Origin of the sequence: Rhizobium sp. 16-488-2b, assembly GCF_017741815.1 — a bacterium.
In the GTDB taxonomy this organism is placed as follows: domain Bacteria; phylum Pseudomonadota; class Alphaproteobacteria; order Rhizobiales; family Rhizobiaceae; genus Rhizobium.
The window spans coordinates 12,255-36,265 of record NZ_JAGHMF010000001.1 but is presented as its reverse complement, the minus strand read 5'-3'; the positions used below and the strand labels follow the sequence as shown (position 1 = coordinate 36,265).

At 62.1% G+C, this 24,011-nt stretch carries 11 protein-coding genes; 4 read left to right on the top strand and 7 right to left on the bottom strand.

Translation table 11 applies throughout. The features are described 5' to 3' along the window. Positions 1-34 precede the first annotated feature (34 nt). Positions 35-1,705: a heparinase II/III family protein gene (locus J5286_RS00120; protein ID WP_209188592.1), complete on the top strand. Its 1,671-nt coding sequence runs from the start codon at positions 35-37 to the stop codon at positions 1,703-1,705. Positions 1,706-1,798: 93 nt separating this feature from the next. Continuing rightward, the gene (purH, locus tag J5286_RS00115; protein ID WP_209188591.1) at positions 1,799-3,418 is read left to right on the top strand and encodes a bifunctional phosphoribosylaminoimidazolecarboxamide formyltransferase/IMP cyclohydrolase; all 1,620 of its coding nucleotides are present in this window, start codon (positions 1,799-1,801) and stop codon (positions 3,416-3,418) included. A gap of 15 nt (positions 3,419-3,433) precedes the next feature. Here the strand turns inward: purH and J5286_RS00110 are convergent, their stop codons facing one another. Together J5286_RS00110 and J5286_RS00105 are read right to left on the bottom strand one after the other, a co-directional pair. After that, on the bottom strand, positions 3,434-4,819 hold the full coding sequence (locus J5286_RS00110) for an MFS transporter (RefSeq protein WP_209188590.1): 1,386 nt from the start codon (positions 4,817-4,819) through the stop codon (positions 3,434-3,436). A 31-nt stretch (positions 4,820-4,850) separates the two neighbouring features. Next, on the bottom strand, positions 4,851-9,626 hold the full coding sequence (locus J5286_RS00105) for an NAD-glutamate dehydrogenase (protein WP_209188589.1): 4,776 nt from the start codon (positions 9,624-9,626) through the stop codon (positions 4,851-4,853). A 245-nt stretch (positions 9,627-9,871) separates the two neighbouring features. Between J5286_RS00105 and pdxY the strand changes: the two genes are divergently transcribed. Together pdxY and J5286_RS00095 are read left to right on the top strand one after the other, a co-directional pair. After that, on the top strand, positions 9,872-10,747 hold the full coding sequence (pdxY, locus tag J5286_RS00100) for a pyridoxal kinase PdxY (RefSeq protein ID WP_111562716.1): 876 nt from the start codon (positions 9,872-9,874) through the stop codon (positions 10,745-10,747). Between the two features lie 68 nt (positions 10,748-10,815). Further along, complete coding sequence (locus J5286_RS00095; RefSeq protein ID WP_209188588.1) at positions 10,816-11,457, top strand: carbonic anhydrase; 642 nt, start codon at positions 10,816-10,818, stop codon at positions 11,455-11,457. Positions 11,458-11,532: 75 nt separating this feature from the next. Here the strand turns inward: J5286_RS00095 and J5286_RS00090 are convergent, their stop codons facing one another. The 5 genes from J5286_RS00090 to J5286_RS00075 all read right to left on the bottom strand — a co-directional run bounded on the left by J5286_RS00090 (position 11,533) and on the right by J5286_RS00075 (position 23,754). After that, positions 11,533-12,357 carry a lytic murein transglycosylase gene (locus tag J5286_RS00090; RefSeq protein ID WP_209188587.1) on the bottom strand — a complete coding sequence of 275 codons (825 nt, stop codon included), beginning with the start codon at positions 12,355-12,357 and terminating at the stop codon, positions 11,533-11,535. A 172-nt stretch (positions 12,358-12,529) separates the two neighbouring features. Continuing rightward, the gene (locus J5286_RS00085; RefSeq protein WP_026283462.1) at positions 12,530-13,564 is read right to left on the bottom strand and encodes an aspartate-semialdehyde dehydrogenase; all 1,035 of its coding nucleotides are present in this window, start codon (positions 13,562-13,564) and stop codon (positions 12,530-12,532) included. 111 nt (positions 13,565-13,675) lie between these two features. Further along, positions 13,676-13,876 (bottom strand): hypothetical protein, encoded by a 201-nt coding sequence (locus J5286_RS31080; RefSeq protein WP_348529231.1) that lies wholly within the window; start codon positions 13,874-13,876, stop codon positions 13,676-13,678. 24 nt (positions 13,877-13,900) lie between these two features. After that, the gene (locus J5286_RS00080; RefSeq protein WP_348529230.1) at positions 13,901-15,136 is read right to left on the bottom strand and encodes an OpgC family protein; all 1,236 of its coding nucleotides are present in this window, start codon (positions 15,134-15,136) and stop codon (positions 13,901-13,903) included. 98 nt (positions 15,137-15,234) lie between these two features. Beyond that, entirely contained in the window at positions 15,235-23,754 is an 8,520-nt protein-coding gene (locus tag J5286_RS00075; protein ID WP_209188586.1) for a glycoside hydrolase family 94 protein, read from the bottom strand. Between the last annotated feature and the right edge of the window lie 257 nt (positions 23,755-24,011).

Genomic DNA, 24,011 nt, shown 5'->3' with positions numbered 1-24,011 from the left:
CAATCCTAACGATATGGGTCAATAGACAATCGAAATGCGGTCCGGACGGTTTTCAGGTCTTTACCTGCGGGAGGCTTGGCGGCGGGTACTTTGCCGTGCTGCACTTCTGCGCCTCAAGTTGTTTCGCCACACAGTTTATGTGCCCGAGCGGCTGATCGTGGCGCCGACGGATCTCAGGCCCGTCGATTCGCATGTCGCCGAGGAAATCATCAACGGTCGTTTCCCGCTTGCCGGCCGCATGCTGGAGACCGGTGGAAAGTCGCCGTTTACGCTGAGCCTCCCCTCGCGCTCCTTCGCCATCAGGCTGCACGGCTTCGGCTGGCTGCGCCACATGCGTTCCAAGAAGAACGATCTGCATTCCAACGTCGCCCGCGCGATCGTCAATAGCTGGCTGTCCATTCATGGCGGTCGGATGGAGGGCATTGCCTGGGAAATCGATGTTACGGCCACGCGCGTCATTGCGTGGCTCTCGCATTCCCCTGTTGTGCTGCAGAATGCCGATCGCGGCTTCTATCGGCGCTTCGTGCGCTCGCTCGCCTTTCAGGTCCGCTTCCTGCGCCGCATGGCGCGCTATGCGCCACCCGGCGAGGTGCGTTTTCGGGTGCGCCTTGCGCTTGCCATGGCCTCGATCTCGATGCCGGTGCGCGCCAGCGTGATCCGCAAATCCTCCGAAGCGCTCGATGTCGAGTTCGATAGCCAGATTCTGCCCGACGGCGGGCACGTGTCGCGCAATCCGCGCGTCGCGCTCGAACTCCTGCTCGATCTGCTGCCGTTGCGGCAGACCTATATCAATCTCGGCCACGATCTGCCGCAGAAGCTGATATCCGGCATCGATCGCATGTATCCGGCGCTGCGCTTCTTCCGCCACCAGGATGGCGATCTCGCTCTGTTCAACGGCGCGACCTCGACCTCGGCGAATGAAATCGTTTCGCTGCTGCGCTACGATGAGACGGCGGGCGAGCCGTTTAAGGCGATGCCGCATTCGCGGTATCAACGTCTGGCGGCCGGGCGGACCGTCGTTATCGCCGATACCGGCCTTCCGCCTGCTGGTAACCTTTCGCGTACTGTTCATGCCGGATGCCTGTCCTTCGAGATGTCATCTGGCCGACACCGCTTTATCGTGAATTCGGGATCGCCGAAATTCGCCGGCAACCGTTATGTGCAGGTCGCGCGCACCACTGCGGCGCATACGACCGTGACGCTCAACGACACGTCGTCGAGCCGTTTCGCCTCTTCCGATTTCCTAGCGCACCTGATCACCGATCCGGTTAAGACCGTGCAGGTCGATCGCGTGGTTGCCGATGACGGCCGGGATGTCGTCAAGGCGAGCCACGACGGCTATCTGAAGGAGTTCGGTGTCCTGCACGAGCGTGAGCTCACCTTGAACGCCACCGGTTCGATCATGACCGGACTCGATCGCCTTGCCGTTTCCGAAGAGCGCAGAGGCGAAGGAGAACTGCAGGCCGTCGCGCGTTTTCACGCCCACCCGTCGATCAATCTGAAGCAGATGGACCGGGAGTCCATCCTGATGACGGCGCCGGATGGCGAGAGTTGGCTGTTTTCCTCGCCGGGCAATACGGTCGAGATCGCAGAGGACGTGTTCTTTGCCGATGCCTCCGGCATCTGCGCCTCCGATCAGATGGAAATCAGCTTCGCCTATCCGGAAAAGCCGGAAATACGGTGGTTTTTGTCCCGCAGAAGCTAGCGGCTGTTTTCGCCGGCGCAAAGCTGTGCTAACGCGGCGCCATATTCCGCGCACCTCGCCGGATGTCTCCCGAAGATCGAACGGAGAAGCCACATGGCCGTTGTTTCCAAGAAAATCCCCGCCCCCGACAAGGTTGCCGTCAAGTCCGCCTTGCTCTCCGTGTCCGACAAGACCGGCATCGTAGACCTAGCGCGCGCGCTTGCCGAAAGGGGCGTTCGGCTGCTGTCGACCGGCGGCACCCACAAGGCGATTGCAGCCGCCGGCCTCGATGTCACTGACGTTTCCGACGTCACGGGCTTTCCGGAGATCATGGACGGCCGCGTGAAGACGCTGCATCCCAAGGTTCACGGCGGTCTGCTGGCGATCCGCGACGATGCCGAGCACCAGGAAGCAATGAAGGCGCACGGCATCGATGGTATCGATCTCGCGGTCATCAATCTCTATCCGTTCGAGGATGTGCGTGCGGCGGGTGGCGATTATCCGACCACCGTCGAGAATATCGATATCGGCGGCCCGGCGATGATCCGTGCTTCGGCCAAGAACCACGCATACGTCGCGATCCTGACCGATCCGGCCGACTACCCGGAGCTTCTCGAGCAGCTTTCGTCCGATGCCGGCCAGACCAGCTATGCCTTCCGCCAGCGGCTCGCCGCCAAGGCCTATGCGCGCACGGCCGCCTACGACGCGATGATCTCCAACTGGTTCGCAGAGGCGCTGTCAATCGACACGCCGCGTCACCGGGTCATCGGCGGCGTGCTGAAGGAAGAGATGCGCTACGGCGAAAACCCGCACCAGACGGCGGGCTTCTACGTGACCGGCGAAAACCGCCCGGGCGTTGCGACGGCAACGCTTCTGCAGGGCAAGCAGCTCTCCTACAACAACATCAATGACACGGACGGCGCCTTCGAGCTGATCGGCGAGTTTTCGCCCGAGAAGACCGGCCCGGCCTGCGCGATCATCAAGCATGCCAATCCGTGCGGCGTCGCCACCGGCCCGACGCTGAAGGACGCCTATCTCCGGGCGCTCGCCTGCGACAGCACGTCCGCATTCGGCGGCATCATTGCGCTCAACCAGCTGCTCGATGCCGAGACGGCGGAAGAGATCGTCAAGCTGTTTACCGAAGTCATCATCGCGCCTGAGGTGACGGAAGAAGCCAAGGCGGTGATTGCGGCCAAGAAGAACCTGCGCCTGCTCGTGACCGGTGGCCTGCCCGACCCGCGCTCGCGCGGCCTCACGGCGAAGACTGTGGCCGGTGGTCTGCTGGTGCAGAGCCGTGACAACGGCATGATTGATGATATCGAGCTCAAGGTCGTCACCAATCGCAAGCCGACGACGCAGGAACTGGTGGACCTGAAGTTCGCCTACACGGTTGCCAAGCACGTCAAGTCGAATGCCATCGTCTATGCCAAGGACGGCCAGACGGCCGGCATCGGTGCCGGCCAGATGAGCCGCATCGATTCCGCCCGGATTGCTGCTCTGAAGGCCGAGGATGCCGCCAAGGCGATGGGCTGGGCCGAGCCGATGACCAAGGGCTCTGCCGTTGCTTCGGAAGCCTTCTTCCCGTTTGCCGACGGGCTGCTGTCCGCGATTGCCGCCGGTGCCACGGCTGTCGTCCAGCCGGGCGGCTCGATGCGCGACCAGGAAGTGATCGACGCGGCAAACGAGCACAATGTGGCGATGGTCTTCACCGGCATGCGCCACTTCCGCCACTAAACATCGATGAAACGGCTACGCCCTATCCGCCGGATAGGGCGTCCGGATCAACAGGATGAGCCCGCCGGCCAGAAACAGGACGAGCGTGGCCATGCCGAGATGCGACGAGCCTGTCGCGTAGGTCACGATCGAAAACAGAAGCGTTGCCATGAAGCTGGTTGCCCGGCCTGACAGCGCGTAGATACCGAAATAGCGGCCTGCCTCATCAAGGCTGACGCTGCGCGCCAGATAGGAGCGCGACGAGGCCTGTACCGGGCCGAATGCCAGGCCGATCAGCAGGCCGTAGCCAATATAGGCTTTCTCCGCCGCGGTGCCGAACAGACCGCCCGAATCCTCCGTCGGAAGCGGTACAAGCCCGAAAAGCGTATAGCCGGGTTCGGTCGACACGATGCCGAAGGTCGCGAGAAGCAGCATGGTCAGGCTGATGACAATCGTCGCCTTCGAGCCGATGCGCGCATCGATCCGCCCGGCGATGATGCAGCCGAAAATCGCCACCACGTTGAGAATGATGCCGTAGATGCCGATCTCGATGGTTGCCCAGCCGAACATGCCGGCCGCGAAGGCGCCGCCGAGGATCAGCAGGCCGTTGACGCCGTCCTGGTAGATCATGCGGGCGACGAGAAAGCGCATAAGCGGGCGGCGCTCCTTAAGTTCCGCCAGGGTGTGCCTGACTTCACGCAGGCCGGAGCGGACGGCATCGCCGAAGCGAAGGCCGCCTTTTACATCGGGTGTGAACAGAAACATTGGCAGGACAAAAATCAGATACCAGACGGCTGAGATCGGGCCGGTGATGCGCGCATCTTCGCCCGTGTGTGGATCAAGGCCGAAGAGCGGGTCGAGGCCGAGAATCGTCTTGCCTGTCTCGGGACTTCCGGCGAGCAGTGCGACCACCGCGATCAACACGATCATACCGCCAAGATAGCCGAGACCCCAGGCGGTATTGGACAGCCGTCCGACTTCGTCCCTTCCGACAAGGCGCGGCATCATGGAATCGTTGAAGACGATCGAGAACTCCGCGGCGATCGACGCCAGGATCATGAAGATCACCGGATAGATGACCGGTGAACCGGGTGCCGCGAACCAGAGGCAGCAGAGGCTGGCGATCTTGATGACGGCGAAGAAGCCGATCCATGGCTTTCGCCCGCCGGACTGATCGGCGATCGAGCCGAGAATGGGCGAGAGAATGGCGATGATCACCGAGGAGATCGTTGCCATGTTGCTCCAGAGCGTTTGCGCGGAGACCGGATCGGCCGTCAGCCTGGCCACGAAGTAGGGGCCGAAAATGAAGGTGGTGACGACGGTGAAGAAGGGTTGCGCCGCCCAGTCGAAGAACATCCAGCCCCAGATGCCCCTGCGCGTGGCGCGCTGGGGCTGTGTTCCCGTCCAGTCAATGCGATTCACCGGCCTGCTCCTGATTTGGGAGCGGACTGTCTCACCTCGTTCCGTCTCTGGCAAGATCGGTCAGCAGGCCGGCGGCGACGGTGATGCGGGCGAGATTCGGATCGCCACCCTCGCTGAGACCCGCCAGTTCCTCGGCGATGCGGTTTATCCTGATCCGGTCGCTCGCATGCCATGCCTGCACCGGCAGCTTTTCCTTGCCGTTGTTTGATAGCGCGGAGCTCACGATATCGCGGCGCGCCGTCGCGATCTGGTCGAGGCTTCGCGCCAGCGCCAGGTTTTCGTAGTGATCCGAGGTGGTGATGCGGCTACCGGCTGCCAACAGCCGGCCGATACGGAAGGTCTGGCTCACCGCGAAATAGCTCTCGGCGGCACGGATCAGCGGCTCGCCCGTGCGTTCCGCGATCTGCATGATCTCAGGCACGAGCGCGAAGCCGATCAGATGCGCGATCTCGGCCGAAAGCTTGTCCGGCACGCCGGCGGCCTGATACTCGGTCTGGCGCGCCTCGAGTTCGGGAACGACCTGGTTGGCGAAGACCGGCTGCAGCTTCTTGAAGGCCGCGCGAAGCCTTTCGATGGTCTCAGCGATATCGCCTTTCGCCATCTGCATCTTCAATAGGAGACGCGTCAGCACGGTGAAGATATGGCTGATCTCCTCATAGATGCGGTTCTGCATCTGGCCGGAAATCCGGCCGTCGAGTGCATCCGTCTCGCTCCAAAGCCGGCTCAGATCGAAGCCGTCGCGGGCGATGATCGCTGCGCGCACCACCTCGGGCGCCGATGCGGCTGTCGCGTCCATCATGCTGACGGCAAAGCTTGGGCCGCCGCGGTTGATGGCCTCGTTGGCCAACACGGTCGCCACGATCTCGCGTTTCAGGCGGTGACTGGCGATATCCGACGCGTTGGACTTTCGCATCCTGGCGGGGAAGTATTGCGAGAGCGTCGCCTCGAAATAGGGATCATCCGGCAGACCACTCGCCGCCAGCGCGTCGAAGAGAACGATCTTGGCGTAGGACAGCAGAACCCCGATCTCCGGCCGTGTGAGCGGTCTGTTGGCGGCGTAGCGCTCGGCCATCGTGGTGTCGTCGGGAAGCGTCTCGACCTTGCGGTTGAGCTGCTTGGCGGTCTCCAGCACGCCCATGAAGCGGGTAAGCTCGAGGCCGTTCGCAGTGCCCTTGCGCTCGGTCAGCGAGATGGCGAGCGACTGCAGGTAGTTGTTGCGCAGCACCAGCTTGCTGACTTCATCGGTCATCGAGGACAGCAGCTGGTCGCGCTTCTGCCGCGTCAGCCGGTCGTCGTGCATGGCGGCGGCGAGCGCGATCTTGATGTTCACTTCGACGTCCGAGGTGTTCACACCGGCCGAGTTATCGATCGCATCGGAATTGCAGCGACCGCCCTTCAGCCCGTAGGCGATGCGGCCGCGCTGGGTGACGCCCAGGTTCGCGCCCTCGCCGATCACCTTGGCACGCACCTCGTCGGCGCTGATGCGGATGGGATCGTTGGCGCGGTCGCCGACGTCGGTGTCGGTTTCGGCTGTCGCCTTCACATAGGTGCCGATGCCGCCGAACCAGAGCAGGTCGACAGGGCTTTTCAGGATCGCGGTCATGACTTCAAACGGCGTCGCGACCGTCTTGTCCATGCCGATCGCGGCGGCGGCCTGCGCGGTCAGCGTTACCGATTTCGCCGAGCGCGAGATGATCATGCCGCCCTTCGAGAGCAGGTTCTTGTCGAAATCCTGCCAGCTCGAGCGCGGAAGATTGAACAGCCGCTGACGCTCCGCCAAGGTCTTGGCCATGTCAGGATCGGGATCGATGAAGATGTCGCGATGGTCGAAGGCGGCCAGAAGCCGGATCTTCGGCGACAAGAGCATGCCGTTGCCGAAGACGTCGCCCGACATGTCGCCAACGCCGGCCACCGTGAACGGCGTCGTCTGGATGTCGATGTCCATTTCGCGGAAATGGCGCTTCACGGTCTCCCAGGCGCCGCGCGCGGTGATACCCATTTTCTTGTGATCGTAACCGGCGGAACCGCCCGATGCGAAGGCATCGTCGAGCCAGAAGCCGGCTTCCTGCGCCAGCGCATTTGCGGTGTCGGAGAAGGTAGCCGTGCCCTTGTCGGCGGCGACGACGAAATAGGGGTCGTCACCATCAAGCCGCACGGTGTTTTCAGGTGGGATGATTTCGGTGCCGGAAATGTTGTCGGTGATCGACAGCAGCGTGCGGATGTAGGTCTTGTAGGCTTCACGCCCGGCATTGAAGATCTCGTCGCGATTGCCGCCGACAGGGAGCTTCTTCGGATAGAAGCCGCCCTTGGCGCCGACAGGCACGATCACGGCGTTCTTGACCTGCTGCGCCTTTACGAGACCCAGCACTTCTGTGCGATAGTCCTCGGCGCGATCCGACCAGCGAAGCCCGCCGCGCGCCACCCGGCCGAAGCGTAGGTGAACGCCCTCGACCTCGACTCCGTAGACGAACATTTCGCGGAACGGCTTCGGCGCCGGCAGACCGTCGATCAAATGCGGATCGAGCTTGAAGGCAAGCATCGCCTTTGCGGAACCATCAGGATTGCGCTGGAAGTAGTTGGTGCGCAGCGTCGAGTCGACCACGTTGACGTAACGGCGCAGGATACGGTCGTCATCAAGGCTTGGAACGTCCGATAGCGCGGTCTCGATCTTGGCGTGAAGATCGGTCGCCTTCTTAATCCTGTTCTTCTCGGTCAGCTTCGGGTCGAGGCCATCGTGGAACAGGCGGAAGATCAGAGAGGAGATAGCCGGGTATTTATCCAGCGTCGTTGCGATGTAGTCCTGCGAATAGGCGATGCCGGCCTGGCGCAGATAGCGCGAGTATGCGCGCAAGACGCTTGTCTCGCGGGCCGACAGACCTGCCGAGATGATCAGGCGATTGAAGTTGTCGTTGTCGATCACGCCGGCAAAGGCGAAAAGGAAGGCCTCTTCCAGTGCGGCTCCATGCTGCTGCAGATCTATCTCGGCGCCGCTTTGGGCTTCGAGTTCCATGTCATGCAGCACCACCAGCTTCTCGCTGCCGTCAGCCAGCGTCACGTTGATGTCGAAGGTGCCTTCGCTGATGACGCTGAAGCCGAGATTCTCGAGAAGCGGCACGCGGCGGGAAAGCGCGAGCTGGCCATTGAAATGGAAGATCTTCAGGCACAGCAGCGACACGCCATCCTTGATGCGCGTGTAGAATTCAATGCGGATCTGCTCGCCCGTCGCGCAGGCGACGATATCGGCGAAGTCGGCAAAGGTTTCCTCCGGCGGGAAGAGATCCTGGTAGGCGTTGCTCACCTTGATCTTCGGCGCCTTCGGTCCGGCAAGCATTTCGAATCGGTCATCCCAGCGGGCCGTTATGCTGCGGATTGCTTCTTCGAGCTTTGCCTGAGGAATGCGCGGGGTCTTTCCGCCGGAGCGGCCGATGATGAAATGGACGCGGGCGACGCCGCCTTCTGGGAAAGCGGGGTAATAGGCCGAGACGCGGCCGTCATAGATGGTCTTGAGGTAGGTGCCGATCTTCTCGCGGACGATCGAATCATATTCCTCGCGCGGCACGTAGACGATAACGGAGACGAAACGATCGAAGTGATCGATGCGCGGCAGCACCCGTACGCGCGGCCTGTCCGTCAGATCGTTGATCTGTTCGGCGAAGGTGGCGAGCAGGGCGGTGTCGATCTGGAAGAGATCATCGCGCGGGTAGGATTCAAGCGTGTTGTCGAGCATGCGGCCGGAATGGCTCATCGGATCGAAGCCGAAATGCTCCTTCACTTTCTCCACCTTCGAGCGCAGCAGCGGGATGTCTGTCGCGAGCGACGTGTAGGCGGTCGAGGTGAAGAGGCCGACGATGCGCAGTTCGCCGGTGACATTGCCATTCTCGTCGAAGCGTTTCACGCCGACATAGTCCATGTAGGCGCGGCGGTGGACGACGGATTTGACGTTGGCCTTCGTAACGATCAGGAAGTCGGGGCCGTCGAGGAAGGCCAGGATTTCCGGCGTCGTGGTGACTGCATCGCGGCCGGTCCGGAGCACCAGGACATCCGGGTTAGAAAGGATACCGAGCCCCGTGCCCTTGTCGCGCTCGACCTTCGCTTCCGCGCCCTTGCCAGAATAGACATATTCGCGCATGCCGAGAAGGGTGAAATTGGCATCGCGCAGCCATGTCAGGAAAGCGACCGCTTCGTCGCGATCCGCCTTGCGGCGGCCGACATTGCGTGACGACAGTTCGTCGATGGCGGTGCCGAGCTTGTCCAGCATCGGCTTCCAGTCGGAAACCGACAGGCGCACCTGTTCGAGGACGATTTCGATCCGCTCGATCAGATCGGCGGACTGCGCCGGGGTGAGCGGGGCGAGGTGTAGCTGGATGTGGCTGACGCGGTTTGCCGGCTCGCCGGGCATATCCGGCGAATAGAGTTCCGGCTGATGACCTGGCTGCATGACGAGAATGGGATGAACCGCCATGAAGAGATCGCGGTAGCTACTCGTTACCTCGCCCATGACCGATTCGTAGAGGAACGGCATGTTGTGATCGGTCACAGACAGGACCGATACCGCCACTCCATCCGGCTCGACATTGTCGAGTGAGGTGACGGTGACGCGCGGCGCGGTGCCGGTCCAGGCGGCGAGCTCGGCCGCGCAGTGAACGGCGGAAATCGCCAGCATTTCAGGCGTGTAGGATTCGAGGTCGTCGCCGCTGGCGCGCCCGAAGAGGATATCCGGCGCGAGATAGTGCTCGCCCATCGCCGTCGCGATCTTGTTCGCGCTCTCGATCTGCTTTTCCCGTTTCGGATTGTTTCGAGCAGCCATTGACTGTGTCCCCCATTTTCTCGATTGCGCGCAGGTTAGCAGAAGGTTTGACAGAAAAATTGCTAAAATAGGGACGTCGATCGCAGTTTTCGTGCGAATTTAGCCGGCATGTCGTCAATTCTGTAAAAAGTGATCCGAATATGATTTTTGTCGCCAGAACTTTGATCACGCTCGAATGAAGAGTTGTTGACAGTCGCGCAGCAAAAAGACGATCAACTGAGGATCGGAACCCGGATCGGATAAACATGTCGCAGAATGCAGCAGGCACGGTCATCGTCATATCGAGCCACGTCGTTCGTGGATCGGTCGGCAATCGGGCGGCGGTGTTCGCGCTCGAGACGCTCGGCCACCAGGTATGGGCACTCCCGACCATCGTTCTGCCCTGGCATCCGGGCCACGGTCGTTCGACGCGGCTGACCTTCGCGGAGGCCGATTTCGATGCGGCGATCGACGACCTCATCCGCGCGCCCTGGATCGGCGAGGTCAAGGCGGTGCTTTCGGGCTATTTCGGCAATGCCGCGCAGGCCCGCTCCGTTGGCCGGTTGATCACCGCGCTCAGGGAGCAAAATCCCGATCTGTTTTACGTTTGCGATCCCGTGATGGGCGATCTCGGCGGGCTCTATGTTCCCGAGGCAACGGCCGAGGCGATCCGGGACCATCTGATCCCGCTGGCGTCGCTGGCGACCCCCAATCGCTACGAACTCGCCTGGCTTTCCGGCGCGCCGCTGGAGAGCAATACCGAGATCATGGAGGCAGCACTCGCGCTCGGTCCGGCGCGTATGCTGGTGACCTCGGCGGTGCCGATGATGGCTGGTGGAACGGGCAACCTCTATCTCTCCGGGCGCCACGCGCTGCTTGCCGAGCACCGGCTTATCGACAATCCGCCAAACGGGTTGGGCGATCTTCTTGCCGCTCTTTTCCTATCGCGGTTGCAGTCCGGCATGGAAGACGAGAAGGCGCTGCAGCTGGCGACGGCCAGCGTCTACGAGGTGCTGGCCCGGGCGGTGAAGCGCGGCAGCGACGAACTGACGCTGGCGAATGATGCCTCCAGCCTGTCGACGCCGATGGCTATGGTTCAGATGCGGCATCTGATGCATCCGGCGCAGCGGCGAAAGAGCTAGCGGCCCGCCGTTAACGCATTTGGCGCTGCGATATTGATCTTGCATCGCTCACGCTGTAATCGAAGATCATGCAGCGTTTTCCAGATACACTTCTCGACGGCTATCGCAACTTCATGAGCGGGCGTTATGCCGACGCTCGTGACCGATACAGGACGTTGGCGGAGCACGGGCAGAGCCCGAGTACGCTGGTCATTGCCTGTTCGGACTCGCGCGCGGCGCCGGAGCTCATCTTCGATTCCGGGCCTGGCGAGCTCTTCGTCGTCCGCAACGTCGCCAACATGGTGCCGCCCTACGAGCCTGACAGCAATTTCCATGCGACCTCGGCTGCGCTCGAGTTCGCGGTTCTGGCCCTGAAGGTCACGGATATCGTCGTCATGGGGCATGGTCGCTGCGGCGGTATCCGCGCGGCGCTCGATCCCGATGCCGAACCGTTGTCGCCTGGCGATTTCATCGGGCGCTGGATGTCGCTGGTGCGGCCGGCGGCCGAGCAGATCCAGAGCAATGACGTGATGACCCCTGGCGAACGCCAGACGGCGCTGGAGCGGGTGTCGATCCGCAACTCGATCGACAATCTCAGGACCTTTCCGGAGATCAAGGCGCGCGAAGATGCTGGTGACATCCAGCTTCATGGCGCCTGGTTCGATATTTCAACCGGCGAATTGTGGGTCATGGACGCAGAGACGCGCGACTTCATTCGCCCTGACGTCTGACGCCATAATCCGAGACAAGAAAAAAGGCGCTGCGGTCTCCCGCGGCGCCTTTTTCATTTCATCATCAGGTGTGGATCAGTTCGCGTCGATCTGCTGGCCGATATAGGCGATTGCCTGCTGGTAAACTGTTGCCGCGTTCCAGCCGGAGATGGCTGCGAAGTTCGGCTCGCCCGGCTGGTAACCGGCGCCAGGACGCCAGCCGTGGCCCTTCAGGAAGTTTGCCGTCGAGGCCAGCGCATCGGCGCGTGAGCCGACCATGTCGACCCGGCCGTCACCATCGCCATCCGCACCGTAGAGCACGACGTTGCGCGGGAGAAACTGTGTCTGGCCGATTTCGCCATGGGCGGCGCCGCGCGCCTGCGGGCTGAGGAAGCCTTCGCCGACGAGCTGAAGCGCTGCGTAGAGCTGGTCAGTGAAATAGGCGGTACGGCGGCAATCGAAGGCGAGCGTGGAGACTGCCGACATGGTGTGCTGGGTGCCCATATAGCTGCCAAAGCCGGTTTCCATGCCCCAGATCGCGATCAGCGGGCCGGCCGGAACGCCGTACTTGCGTTCGATGTTGGCGAATAGCGCTGCGTTGGAGCGCTTCATGCCCTTGCCGCGCGAGATGATGGCCTGGCCGCCGCGCTTCTGCATGAAGGCGTCGAAAGAGAGCTTGAAGCTCTTCTGGCCACGGTCGGCGGAGATGGTGGGTCTGTTGTAGACGACGTTGGCAAAGGCCTTGTCGAGAACGGAACGGCTGACGCCGTTGGTCGCTGCTTCCTGCTTGAAGGCAACCACCCACTGGTCAAAGCCCGCGCTGGTGTTGCTGCACTGTGGTGCCGCTTCAGCCGTTGCCGGAAGTGCCTGGAACATGGCGAACACTGCCGCCGCTGCCAGCAAAAGTCTTGTCTTGCGCATCGAATACCCCGATCCCGATCAGCCTAGCCTTCAGCCGGGCTGCAGCCCGCTATCGGCGATATTGTCCCGACCATCCTTTGATTAAGCGCGGGAAGCCTTTCGGCACCCCGCGCCTTTGAGAATAAGCCTTAACTTAAGTAACGGGCTTAACAAGACATGGTTAAGAAAATATTCAAGCGGCCTGCTTGCGTGGCTTCACAAGTCCGCGATTGACGAGCAGTTCGGCGATCTGGATCGCGTTCAGTGCCGCGCCCTTGCGCAGGTTGTCGGAAACCACCCACATGTTGAGGCCGTTCTCGACGGTTGCGTCCTCGCGGATGCGCGAGATGAAGGTCGCGTCTTCACCGGCGGATTCGTAAGGGGTGATGTAGCCGCCGTTCTCGTGCTTGTCTATCACCTGGCAACCAGGGGCATCGCGCAGGATATCGCGGGCCTGATCGGCGGTGATTTCCTTCTCGAACTCGATGTTGACCGATTCAGAGTGGCCGATGAAGACCGGAACGCGTACGGCCGTGCAGGTCACCTTGATCTTCGGATCGAGCATCTTCTTGGTTTCGGCCAGAACCTTCCACTCTTCCTTCGTGTAGCCGTCTTCCATGAAGCTATCGATATGCGGAATGACGTTGAAGGCGATGCGCTTGGTGAACTTCTTGTTCTCGATCGGATCGGCGACGAAAACCGCGCGCGTCTGATTGAAGAGTTCGTCCATGCCGTCCTTGCCGGCGCCGGAAACAGACTGGTAGGTGGAGACGACGACGCGCTTGATGGTGGCGGCTTCGTGAAGCGGCTTCAGGGCCACGACGAGCTGGGCGGTCGAGCAATTCGGGTTGGCGATGATGTTGCGCTTGGTGAACTGCTCGATGGCGTCAGGGTTCACTTCCGGCACGATCAGTGGAACGTCCTGGTCGTAGCGCCATGCGGAGGAGTTGTCGATCACGACGCAGCCCTGTGCGCCGATCTTCGGCGACCACTTCTTCGAGACGTCGCCGCCGGCAGACATCAGGCAGATATCGGTGTCGGAGAAGTCGTAGTTTTCGAGGTTCATGACCTTCAGCGTCTTGTCGCCGTAGGACACTTCAAGACCCTGCGAGCGCGCGGATGCCAGCGCTACGACTTCGTCAGCGGGAAAACCGCGTTCGGAAAGGATGTTGAGCATCTCCCGGCCGACATTTCCGGTGGCTCCCGCAACTGCAACTTTAAAACCCATTTTCAAGCTCTCTTTCTCATCTCTCCTCTTGTTCGGTGAGGGGGAAAGCGCGCAACGATTGCGGCTTTCTGTCCCCAGCCGAGCCGGGGAGAGAGCGGCAGGCCAGAGACGTCAGACGGTTTTCGTCGTCGTTTTGGCCTTGGTTTTGGAAGAAACCGGAAAAATCATAACCATCCCGGCAACTCGTGCCCGGTCACTGCGTGCAGCAATGGCGTGTTCTTGGCGAACCATGGATATTCCTTTTCCACCGCTGCTCTTAAAAGGTTTTCCACAGGAGTCAAGGTTTTTGCGAACGGCCGCGCCTGTCCTGATAGCACTGGCGCGGCTCTTGCGATGTCACTTCCGATTGATGCCACGGCCGTTATCGGCGCGCACGGAGACTGTCTGGAGTGCCCGGCCCTGGTGCGCCTTCAGCTTGGCGGAAGCGGCGCGACCCAGCTTTCTCTTGCGCTCCAGATGGTAGGCGTAGACGAACTGGATCACGATACCGAGAACCACGAAGATCGGGCCGACGATCTTGTCGCCATTGTTGATGTAGAGCAGCACCTGACCGACCATCGCCAGGATCGTGCCGGCGACGAAGATGTTCAGCGAATGGCGGCCGAAGATCACCAGCGGGTTGTCCTCGGGACGACGCAGCAGGTCGGAGAGCGCGCCGATGTTGAGCACCAGATAGGTGAGCGCCAGTACATGCAGCAGGCGCGGCAGGGATAGGAAGGTCTTGTCGAAGCCGGTGATGACTGGCGGCAGGCCGAGCGAGGCGAGCGCATTACCGATACCCCAGAGCTGGCCGACGACCCATACGAAGGACAAGGCGACATAACCGGCGGCCAGGGCCATCAGCAGCGGGTGCCGGGGCAGCTTACCGCCGCGGCGCACATGCATCATGCCGACGATGCCGATCGTGAAGAGGAACTGCCAGGAGAGCGGGTTGAGGAACCAGTAGCCCTCGATCAGGGTGTTGTGAGGGGCGATCTCGTATATGCCCGACAGCAGCCAGACTGAACCCGAGACGGCCAAGGCCAGCAGCGGGCTTTTGGCTTCAAGCAGCAGAATGATGGGGACCATCAACATCAGCGCGCCGTACATCGGCAGAATGTTGTTGTAGCCGATCTGGTGGCCGAGCAGCATGAGCGCCGGAATCCCGGCTTGCGGGTTGGTGAGAACCGCGAGAATGTTGACTTCGCAAAGAAGGCCTGCGCGATGGAACAGCCATGCGCCCGCAATGAACAGCGCGAGCGTCATGAATGTCGTGATCATGTGGGCGAGATACAGCGTGAAGGCACGCTTCGTCGATTTCTTGGCTGTTTCGAACCAGGCGGCGACCTTGAAGCGCGAGCCGTAGGCAATGCCCACGGCGATGCCCGAGATCAGCACGAAGGCTTCGGCGGCATCAGAGAAGCCGTAATTCTTTGTGGTCAGATGCTCGAAGATCTGGCCGGGCACGTGATTGATAAAGATCGTGATGAGCGCGAGACCGCGCAAAACGTCCAATCGCGTGTCTCGTTTCGATGGCGCCGCAGTCGCGATCCTGCATCCTGCACCGAACGTGTTTTCGGGCGTCGTTACCATTGACCTCTCCATGCTTCCATTTTGCAAACGCAGTTGAGGCCAAAAGGTTTCCCTCTTGGCCTCAACGAATCGCCGGATGGTTTGCATGAAAAGTGCTGTTATCCGACCGGATATCCCTCGTCGGGATCGGTGACTTGACGTCCGTTGATGGTCAAATCGTAGCCCCTCGGATGGGACGATTTTGAGACCGAAATGAGGTATTTAGCTCCTGCGTGTTCGATTTCCGCAGAGAAGCCTTCCCACGTTGTCGGCAGCGACGGCTTCACATGGATGCGGCCGTTCTTGAGCCGGATTCCAAGGATGCCCTCGACGGCGGCGCGGTAGAGCCAACCGGCGGAACCGGTGTACCAGGTCCAGCCACCACGACCCGTCAATGCGCCGTCGCCATAGACGTCGGCGGCGATGACGTAGGGTTCCACGCGGTAGTGCTCGGCCGATGCCGGATCCTTGGCGTGGCTGATTGGGTTCAGGAGGTCGAAGCAACGCAACGCGTCGTCGCCGCGATTGAGCTCGGCCAGCGCCATGACGACCCACGTGGCCGCATGGGTGTACTGGCCGCCGTTTTCGCGAACGCCGGGCGGATAGGCCTTGATGTAGCCAGGGTCCTTGGCCGAGTTGGCGAAGGGCGGCGTGAACAGGCGGATGATCCGCGCGTCCATGTCTACGAGCTTGGCGAGGACCGAATCCATGGCCTTTGCGGCATGGGCCGGATCGCCCTCCCCTGACAGCACGCTCCAGGACTGCGCGATCGAATCGATCTGGCATTCCAGGCTTTCCTTCGAGCCGAGCAGGCTGCCGTCGTCGAAAGTGCCGCGGCGGTAGTGGGCGCCGTCCCAGGCAGCGGTTTCGAGTGCCGCCTTGAGTTCGGTCAGGTGCTTGCTCCAGCGCTCGACGCGGGCGGTGTCGCCACGTTCGGCGGCGAAGGCGCTGAAGGAGCGCAGCGCGCCGGCGAGGAACCAGCCGAGCCAGACGCTCGTGCCCTTGCCGCCGATACCAACGCGGTTCATGCCGTCGTTCCAGTCGCCGCCGAGGAAGAGCGGCAGGCCGTTGGCTCCCTTGCGGGCAATGGCGAGATCGAGCGCGATGGCGGCATGCTCGTAGACGCTCACCTTGTCCTCGGATTTCTCCGGGCGGTAGAACGAATCGTGCTGTCCCTGCAGAAGCGCCGGGCCCTCGATGAAGGCGAGCTCATCGTCGAGAACGCTCTTGTCGCCAGTCACCGTGCAATAGTGATGGATGGCATAGGCCAGCCAGACCACGTCGTCGGAGATCAGCGTGCGAACGCCGGCGCCCGTTCCGGGCAACCACCAATGCTGGACATCACCCTCGCGGAACTGGCGCGAGGCCGCGTTGACGATCTGCTTGCGGGCGATCGACGGTTCGTGCAGCACGAAGGCCAACGTATCCTGTAGCTGGTCGCGGAAGCCGAAGGCGCCGCTCGCCTGATAGAAGGCCGTGCGTGCCATGATGCGGCAGCCGAGGCTCTGGTAGGGGAGCCAGGTGTTGATCAGGGTGTTCATACCTTGATCGGGGGTCGAGATCTGCAGCTTGCCGGTGAAGGCGTGCCAGAAGTCCCGGTTTGCCTGAACCGCGCCGTCGAAGGACGCCGTGCGGATATCAGCGATCAGCGCGCGGGCCTCTTCCTTCGTCGCGGTATCGCCGAGATAAAGGATGACGTCACGCTCTTCGCCGGCGGCGAGATCGATGTCGATTGCGAGAGCCGCTGCCGGATCGCCGTCCAGATCGATGTTGCTCGACAGAACGGTAGCCGGATTCAATGCTGCTGGAACCTTGATGGTGCCCGCCTTGCCGATGAACTCGCGCCGGCTTGCCGTGTAGCCCGACAGTGTCTCGCTGGCGGCGAAGAAGGCCACGCGCGAGGAGTAGTCGATGCTGTAGTTGTTGCTCGCAAACAGGGCACCGGTCTCGGCGTCATGCTCGGAGAGAATGAACGGCGCCGTCTTCTGCGGATTGTTGCCGAGCACCCACTCGACATAGCCGTAGAGCCGCAGCTTGCGCTGGCTGCTGCCGTTGTTACGCAGGCGCAACCGCTGCAGCTTCACCGGCCGTTCGCGATCGACCGTCTGCGTCAGCTCCAGAGAAACGTCGTTTTGGACGCTGGAGAAGACCGAGTAGCCGAGGCCGTGGCGGGCTTCGAACTGGATGTCCTGGCGGTCAGACAGGGCAGCGAAGGGTGTCATCACGGTTCCGTTGTCGCGATCCATCACATAGATCGCTTCGCCCGGACGGTTGATGACAGCGTCGTTGGTCCAAGGGGTCAGCTGGTAGTCACGCGAGTTGGTGCTCCACGTGAAACCGGCGCCTTCGGCCGCGACGTGGAAACCGAACTTCTCGTTCGAGATCACGTTGATCCACGGCTGCGGGGTGGCATGGCCGCCCGGGATACGGACGACATATTCGCGTCCGTCGCCGGAGAAGCCGCCGATACCGTTCCAGAAATTCAGATCGCCATGCTCTTCGACAACCAGTGCCGGGACCTGCGCCTTGGCGACTGGTGCCGTGCGCTTGGCGCGCGACTTAGTGGCGTTGACCTTCTCGAGTTCCTGCTGTTCTTCCTTGGTCGGCGCAAACAGCGCCACGGCACGATTGATCTGATCGATGATCTTGCCGTTCTTGGCATGGAAGGTGACGCGGGATGCCGAGATCAGTGCGTGGTAGGTCGATTCCTCCATCAGATCCTTGCGGACCGTGAAGATGTGCTGGCGCAGACCGTCTGCCTGGCCGAGACGGCGGACGTTTTCGGCCATCTGGTCGACGGCGTGCTGCATGTCCTGTGCGTAGGAGGAGGCACGCTCGTTCATGATCACCAGATCTGCGGTGACGCCGCGCGAGCGCAGGTATTCCTGTGCCAGCAGCGCTTCCCTTGCGATATCCAGATCCATGTCGTCGTTGATGCGCAGGGTGAAGATCGGGAAATCGCCCGAAATCGCCAGCGGCCATAGCGAGGACTGCGACTGCATGCCCGCCTGAACCGCTGCCGTATCCGCACGCAGATACATGTCGGGGTAGACGAGGTGGCGGCCGAGGTGTTGGAAGGCGGATGCCTGCTGCGAGGTCACGCCGACATGGCGCATCTGCACCTGCGTGCGCGTCCAGGCCTGAACGAGCTCGTGGTTGAAGGCGTCGGCGTGGCGATAGCGATCGACTGCCTGGTCCACCTCGTTGCGTGATGGTGCCGCGATGGTCCAGAAGATGACGCTGACCTTCTTGCCGGCAGGAACGCGGACGGTGCGGCGCAGCGACAGCACCGGATCGAGCGTGAAGCCGTCAGTGCCGGAGAGCGTCGCGCCCTGGTCGAAGGCGGCAGCGTTTGCAAGGCTGCGGCCGCGGCCGAGGAACTTGCGGCGGTCGGTTTCGAACTCGGTGTGGCGCGTTGCGCCGGCATTGTCGACGATCAGATGCGCGACCGCGATATTCGGCTCGTTGCCGTCGCGCTTGTTGCGCTCGACACGGATGACGTCGCCGCGCTTGCCGATCTCCGTCTTCACGAACATGCGGGCGAAGGCCGGATGGGCGTTGTCGGTGTCGTCGTTGGTCAAGACCGGTTCGAGATAGGAGGTCACTTCGATGAAGCGGTCTTCCGTGCCGGTGTTGAGCAGCGTCAAACGGCGGCCTTCGGCATCGTGCTCGGTGGCGACGATTACCTCGACTTCGCTGGTGAGCTCGCCGACGGTTTTGGTGAACTCCGCCTTTTCATCGGCGAAGAGAACCTTGACCTGTTCGCCCTCGATGCTCTTCGGTTCCGCCGTCGCCGACCACCATTCGTTGGTGGCGGTGTCGCGCAGGAAGATGAAGGTGCCCCAGCGATCCTCGGTCGGATCTGGCTTCCAGCGGGATACCGACTGGCCGTTCCAGCGCGAGTAGCCGGCGCCGGTGGCGGTCAGCATCATCGAGTAGTGACCGTTGGAGAGGAAGACGAGTTCGCGGTCGCGCGCGGCCGGATCGTAGATCTTGCGGATCTCCGGGCGTAACAGGTCGTCCTGAATGCTGGCCGGGGTGTCGGACTCGTGCTTGCCGCTCATGACGGGAATGTCGCGCGGCGCCTTTTCCTGCAGCATCAGCTCTGCCGCTTCGATGACGGGATCGGAGTGGAAGAGTTCGCGCAGGTGACCGTTGAAGGCGACGTTGGCGACGGCCGCAATCGACATGCCATGGTGGTGGGCATAGTAGTTGTAGACGACCGCGCAGGTCTTGCCCTCGGGCACGCGGGTCGGCGTGAAGTCCACGGCGTCGTGGAAGCCGTATTTGCCGAGCGCGCCGAGCTTGCGCAGGCGTTCGAGGTTCTCGATGGCCGCCGGCGGATTGTACTGGCTGGCGAGGATCGAGGCGTAAGGAGCGATGACGGCGTTGTGGCCGAGACCACGCTTGAGGCCCAGCGTCGGTACACCGAAGTTCGTGTACTGGTAGTTGAGGTTATGATCGCGGGCGTTGAAGGCCGCTTCCGAGATGCCCCACGGAATGCCCAGCTTGCGGGCGTAGTTCATCTGCTCGACCACGACCAGGTTGTTGGTCTGGTTGAGGATACCGCCGCCACGCTCCTGCATGACGAGAGGCGGCATCAGATATTCGAACATCGAGCCGGACCAGGAGACCAGCGCGCCGCGCGAGCCGACCGGCACGACCTGGCGGCCGAGGCGGTACCAATGCTCGGTCGGCAGATCGCCCTTGGCGATACCGAAGAGACTGGTGAGGCGGCATTCCGATGCCAGAAGGTCGTAGCAGGCCTGATCGAGTTCGCCGCTTTCGACGCGGTAGCCGATCGACAGAAGACGACGCTCCGGACGGAACAGGAAGCCGAAGTCCATCGAGAAAGCCAGGTCGCGGGCCTTGTCGCGCAGTGCGATCAAGCGCGGACGCAGCGCATCGATATTGGCGAGATCGAAGGTGCTGTCGGAGATATGGGCTTCGCAGACCTTGACCAGCGCCTCGGCCCACTGGGTCACCTCGGCGCTGAGCGCCGACTTCACCTCGTGATCGAGGTTGGCGGCGAGCTTCTGGATGTCGCGTGCGAGAACCGAGAGGTTGATGATGCGGATCGACGCGAATTCGTGCTCGCGCTTGACGGCAGCGAGCGCGTTCTGGAAGCCGATGATGCGTTCTTCCAGGCGGCGGCGCAGCGGACGCACGGTCTTGCGATCGTCCGGCAGGTCGGCCAGCACTTCGGCCAGGATGCCCGCCGTGTCGCCGACGCCATCGAGGCTGCCCTGCATGTGCGCGGACGGGGCTTCGGCCCAGTTGCGGCAGGCGGACGAGATTGCGATCAGGTGACCGGCGAGGTTGCCGCTATCGACGGCCGAGACATAACGCGGTCCAAGCGTTTCCAGCGTATCGGTGTGATACCAGTTGAACAGGTGGCCACGGAATTTCTCCATCTTGTCGATGGTGGCGATCGTCTGTTCGAGGCGCTCGATCGTCTCCTCGAAGGAGAACCAGCCGAACTGGCGGCCCGAGACCACGGAGAGGAGATAAACGCCGATGTTGGTCGGAGACGTGCGTGTCGCGACGATGACGTGCGGCGTTTCCTGGACGTTGTCAGGCGGCAGGTAGTTCTGTTCTGCCGTGGTGAAGGTGTCGAAATAGCGCCAGGTGCGGCGCGCAATCTTGCGCAGATCGTTGGAGACAGATTCTGCGACCTCAAGGCGATCCTCGGTCTCGGCCGACTGGCTGACGTAATAGGCGACCAGCGGGGAGAGAATCCAGAGCGCAACGAAGGGGATGCCGACCAAGTAGGCCTTGTCGCCGGAGACGACGGCGAAGGCGAGGCCGAGCAAGGCCAGCACCGGTGCATGCCACATGGCCTTGTAGTAGGACCAGATGGTGCCCTGCTTGCCGGCCTGGACGCTGGCCGCGGTTTTCCACTGCAGCATCAGCTTGTGGCTGACGAAGAGGCGGTAGAGCGAGCGGCCGATGGCATCCGCCATCATGCAGGCGCCGTCGGCAATGAAGACGATGCGGAGCGCCACCTGCGCGTTCGCCGCGCGGATATCGGACCAGACTGTATAGAGGTGGGCGCGCGCGACGATATCGCTGGTGCGCGGAATGATGCCGTTGATCAGCGACAGCGTCGGAGCGACGAACAGGCAGAAGATCAGGACGATCTGCCAGATCAGGGCGCCGAGCGGGTCCATGAAGTACCAACCGAGCACGGAAGCGAAGAACCAGGCGATCGGGGTCAGCGAGCGGCGCAGGTTGTCGAACATCTTCCAGCGGCCGAGCGCGGTGACGCCGTGCTTGGTGCTGAACATGTAAGGCAGCAGCTGCCAGTCGCCACGCGCCCAGCGATGCTGGCGCGAGGTTTCGACTTCGTAGCGGGTCGGGAAGTCCTCGACGAGTTCGAGGTCGGTCACAAGCGCGCAACGCGCCATGGATCCTTCGAGAAGGTCGTGGCTGAGAACCGAATTTTCCTCGATGCGTCCCTTCAGGGCCGCTTCGAAGGCGTCGACGTGGTAGAGGCCCTTGCCGGTGAAAGTGCCCTCGCCCGCGAGGTCCTGATAGACGTCGGAGACGGTGAAGACATAGGGGTCCAGACCGCGGTTGATCGAGAAGACGCGCTGGAAGACCGATGCGTCCTTGCCCGTTGTCAGAGACGGCGTCACGCGCGGCTGCAGGACGCCGTAGCCGCTTTCGACGCGGCCGGTTTCCGGGTTGATCACGGGGCGGTTGGTCGGGTGATAGAGTTTGCCGACGAGCTTGGTGACGGCGTCGCGCATGAGACGCGTATCGGCGTCGAGTGTCATCACGTACTGCACGTTTTCAGGGACGACATTGGCGCCCGGCAGATAGGTCGTGTCGCGGTCGCCGCGCAGGAGCAGGTTCAGCTCGTGCAGCTTGCCGCGCTTGCGCTCCCAGCCCATCCATGCGCCTTCCGACGGATTGTAGAGGCGGCGGCGGTGCAGGAGATAGAAGCGGGTTTTGCCGTCATAGGCATAACGCGCCGAGAGGTTTGCGACTTCGCGGCGCGCATAGTCGAGAACCTCGAGATCGGCGGCGGTCTCTTCGACCTGGCTGTCCGGCCAGTCGCTGAGAAGCGCGAAGTAGATCTCGCCGCGCGGGTTGGCGAGATAGTGAACCTCGATGTTGCGGACGAGTTCGTCAACGCTGTCGCGGTTCGAGATCAGGCAGGGGACGGCCAGAAGCGTGCGGGCGTCCTCAGGAATGCCTTCCTTGAACTCGTAGCCGACGAGGCGCGCCGGCGTGACGAAGAAAGAGAGCACGGTGTTGAAGAGGCCCGTCGCGCCTTCCGATGCCGGCAGCGAGAACATGATCAGGAGCAGGATGATGGCGATCGGCGCCATGCCGGCGCTTGCCATGAAGTGGCCGACGATAACCATCGCGAGAATGGTCAGGAGCAGTACCGGTACCGCGATCGACAGCCAGTTGAAGCGGCGGACAGCGCGAACGAAATGCTGCACCAGCGTCGGGCTGTAGGTTGCTCTCGCTTCCAGCCTCGGGCGCTGCGCGCCGGCCAGAAATGCGCCGACGTTCGGCTCATGGGGGTGCTCGTCGGCAGATGCCTTGGCTTCATCCGTCATGTCGAGCGCGAGCTGCGCGATCTCCATCTCGGTCATGGTGGAGCGCTTGGCGAGCTTTTCGATCTGCTTGCGGTACTTGTTGCGCGAGCCGGAATCGAGAAGACCGTAGTCGGAGTTGTCCCAGAGCAGCTTGTCGACGTGGCTGACCTGCTCGACCCAGACGGACCATTCGGTGTCGTCGATCTCGCGCAGGCTGCGAATGATGTTGCCCATGGTGACGTTGCCGGAGGAGAGACGGCTGTGCTCGGCCATCGTCGTCGCTTCGGTGTCACGGCCAAGCGCCTCGAGGCGCTCATCCAGCCATGTGATGGCGAGGCTCGAGGTCTGCGAGCCATCGCGCATGCGGTAGAGGAACTGCGTCGAGAAGGTATTGTCCTCGGCAAGCGGCTCAAGCGTCTTCAGATACTCGGCTGCCTTTGCCGGATCGGTCAGGCGCACCAGTTCGTCGGCTGCCTCGTTGGCGCGGCGGCGCATGCGGCGGCTGCGCTCGACGCGGATCGAGATGCGGCGCAGGTTTTCGACCAGAACGTAGCGCACCAGCGAAGGCAGCGCCCAGAGCTCGCCGATCCGCAAGGTTTCATGTTCCTGGAAGCCATCGACCAGTGCGGTAAGGCTTTCCTGCGAGATGGTGCTGTGCGTGTGTGCGACATAGAGCCAGGCCAGCGCCAGTGTGCGCGGGATCTTGGTGCCGTTCACATCGATCGTCGGCAGTTCGCGATAGAAGCGCTTGGGGAAGTCGCGACGGACTTCCTGGATTGCTTCCTCGACGATGTAGTGGTTGTCCAGAAGCCACTCGGCGGCCGGGGTAATCGTCTCACCGGCCTCCACATCCGCTGCCGTGGTGCGGTAGACACGCAGGATTTCCTTCTCGTTCTCCTTATGCCGGGCGAAGAAGTCGAAGGGTGCGAAAGCGACCAGCGAATTGACACCTGAGGTGGCTGCGGATGCACCCATCGCCCTGATGTCTTCGATCGACATATAGGTCGCGCGGATCGAGTCGTTGTGATCGATCTGCTTGGTTTCGGACTCGCGGGACGGGCTCGGAGACGTGGGGGAAATAGACATGGGTTCGGTTCTGGATCCAAACAAAGTTATGGTCGGTAGGGTTTGCCTTGTGCACTGCCAAATATGACTGCCGCATGAACGATACCGGTCTTTTGCGGCCACACTGAAAACATTGGCAGTGGCAATCGAACGGCAATGCGAATCGATTTAGATTTGATCTTGCGACCAGCCGGGCAAAGAGGTGGGTGAGATTGAACGACGCCTCCCCGCCAAGCCAATCGGGAAAGTTGGACACTATTGCGACAATTCAAGTCAAG

What these genes read in the sequence shown, in the direction of transcription:
- J5286_RS00090 (WP_209188587.1), bottom strand. Translation starts at nt 12,357, where the DNA reads ATGCGCAAGACAAGACTTTTGCTGGCAGCGGCGGCAGTGTTCGCCATG.
- purH (WP_209188591.1), top strand. Translation starts at nt 1,799, where the DNA reads ATGGCCGTTGTTTCCAAGAAAATCCCCGCCCCCGACAAGGTTGCCGTC.
- J5286_RS00075 (WP_209188586.1), bottom strand. Translation starts at nt 23,754, where the DNA reads ATGTCTATTTCCCCCACGTCTCCGAGCCCGTCCCGCGAGTCCGAAACC.
- J5286_RS00105 (WP_209188589.1), bottom strand. Translation starts at nt 9,626, where the DNA reads ATGGCTGCTCGAAACAATCCGAAACGGGAAAAGCAGATCGAGAGCGCG.
- pdxY (WP_111562716.1), top strand. Translation starts at nt 9,872, where the DNA reads ATGTCGCAGAATGCAGCAGGCACGGTCATCGTCATATCGAGCCACGTC.
- J5286_RS00120 (WP_209188592.1), top strand. Translation starts at nt 35, where the DNA reads ATGCGGTCCGGACGGTTTTCAGGTCTTTACCTGCGGGAGGCTTGGCGG.
- J5286_RS00085 (WP_026283462.1), bottom strand. Translation starts at nt 13,564, where the DNA reads ATGGGTTTTAAAGTTGCAGTTGCGGGAGCCACCGGAAATGTCGGCCGG.
- J5286_RS00080 (WP_348529230.1), bottom strand. Translation starts at nt 15,136, where the DNA reads ATGGTAACGACGCCCGAAAACACGTTCGGTGCAGGATGCAGGATCGCG.
- J5286_RS00095 (WP_209188588.1), top strand. Translation starts at nt 10,816, where the DNA reads ATGCAGCGTTTTCCAGATACACTTCTCGACGGCTATCGCAACTTCATG.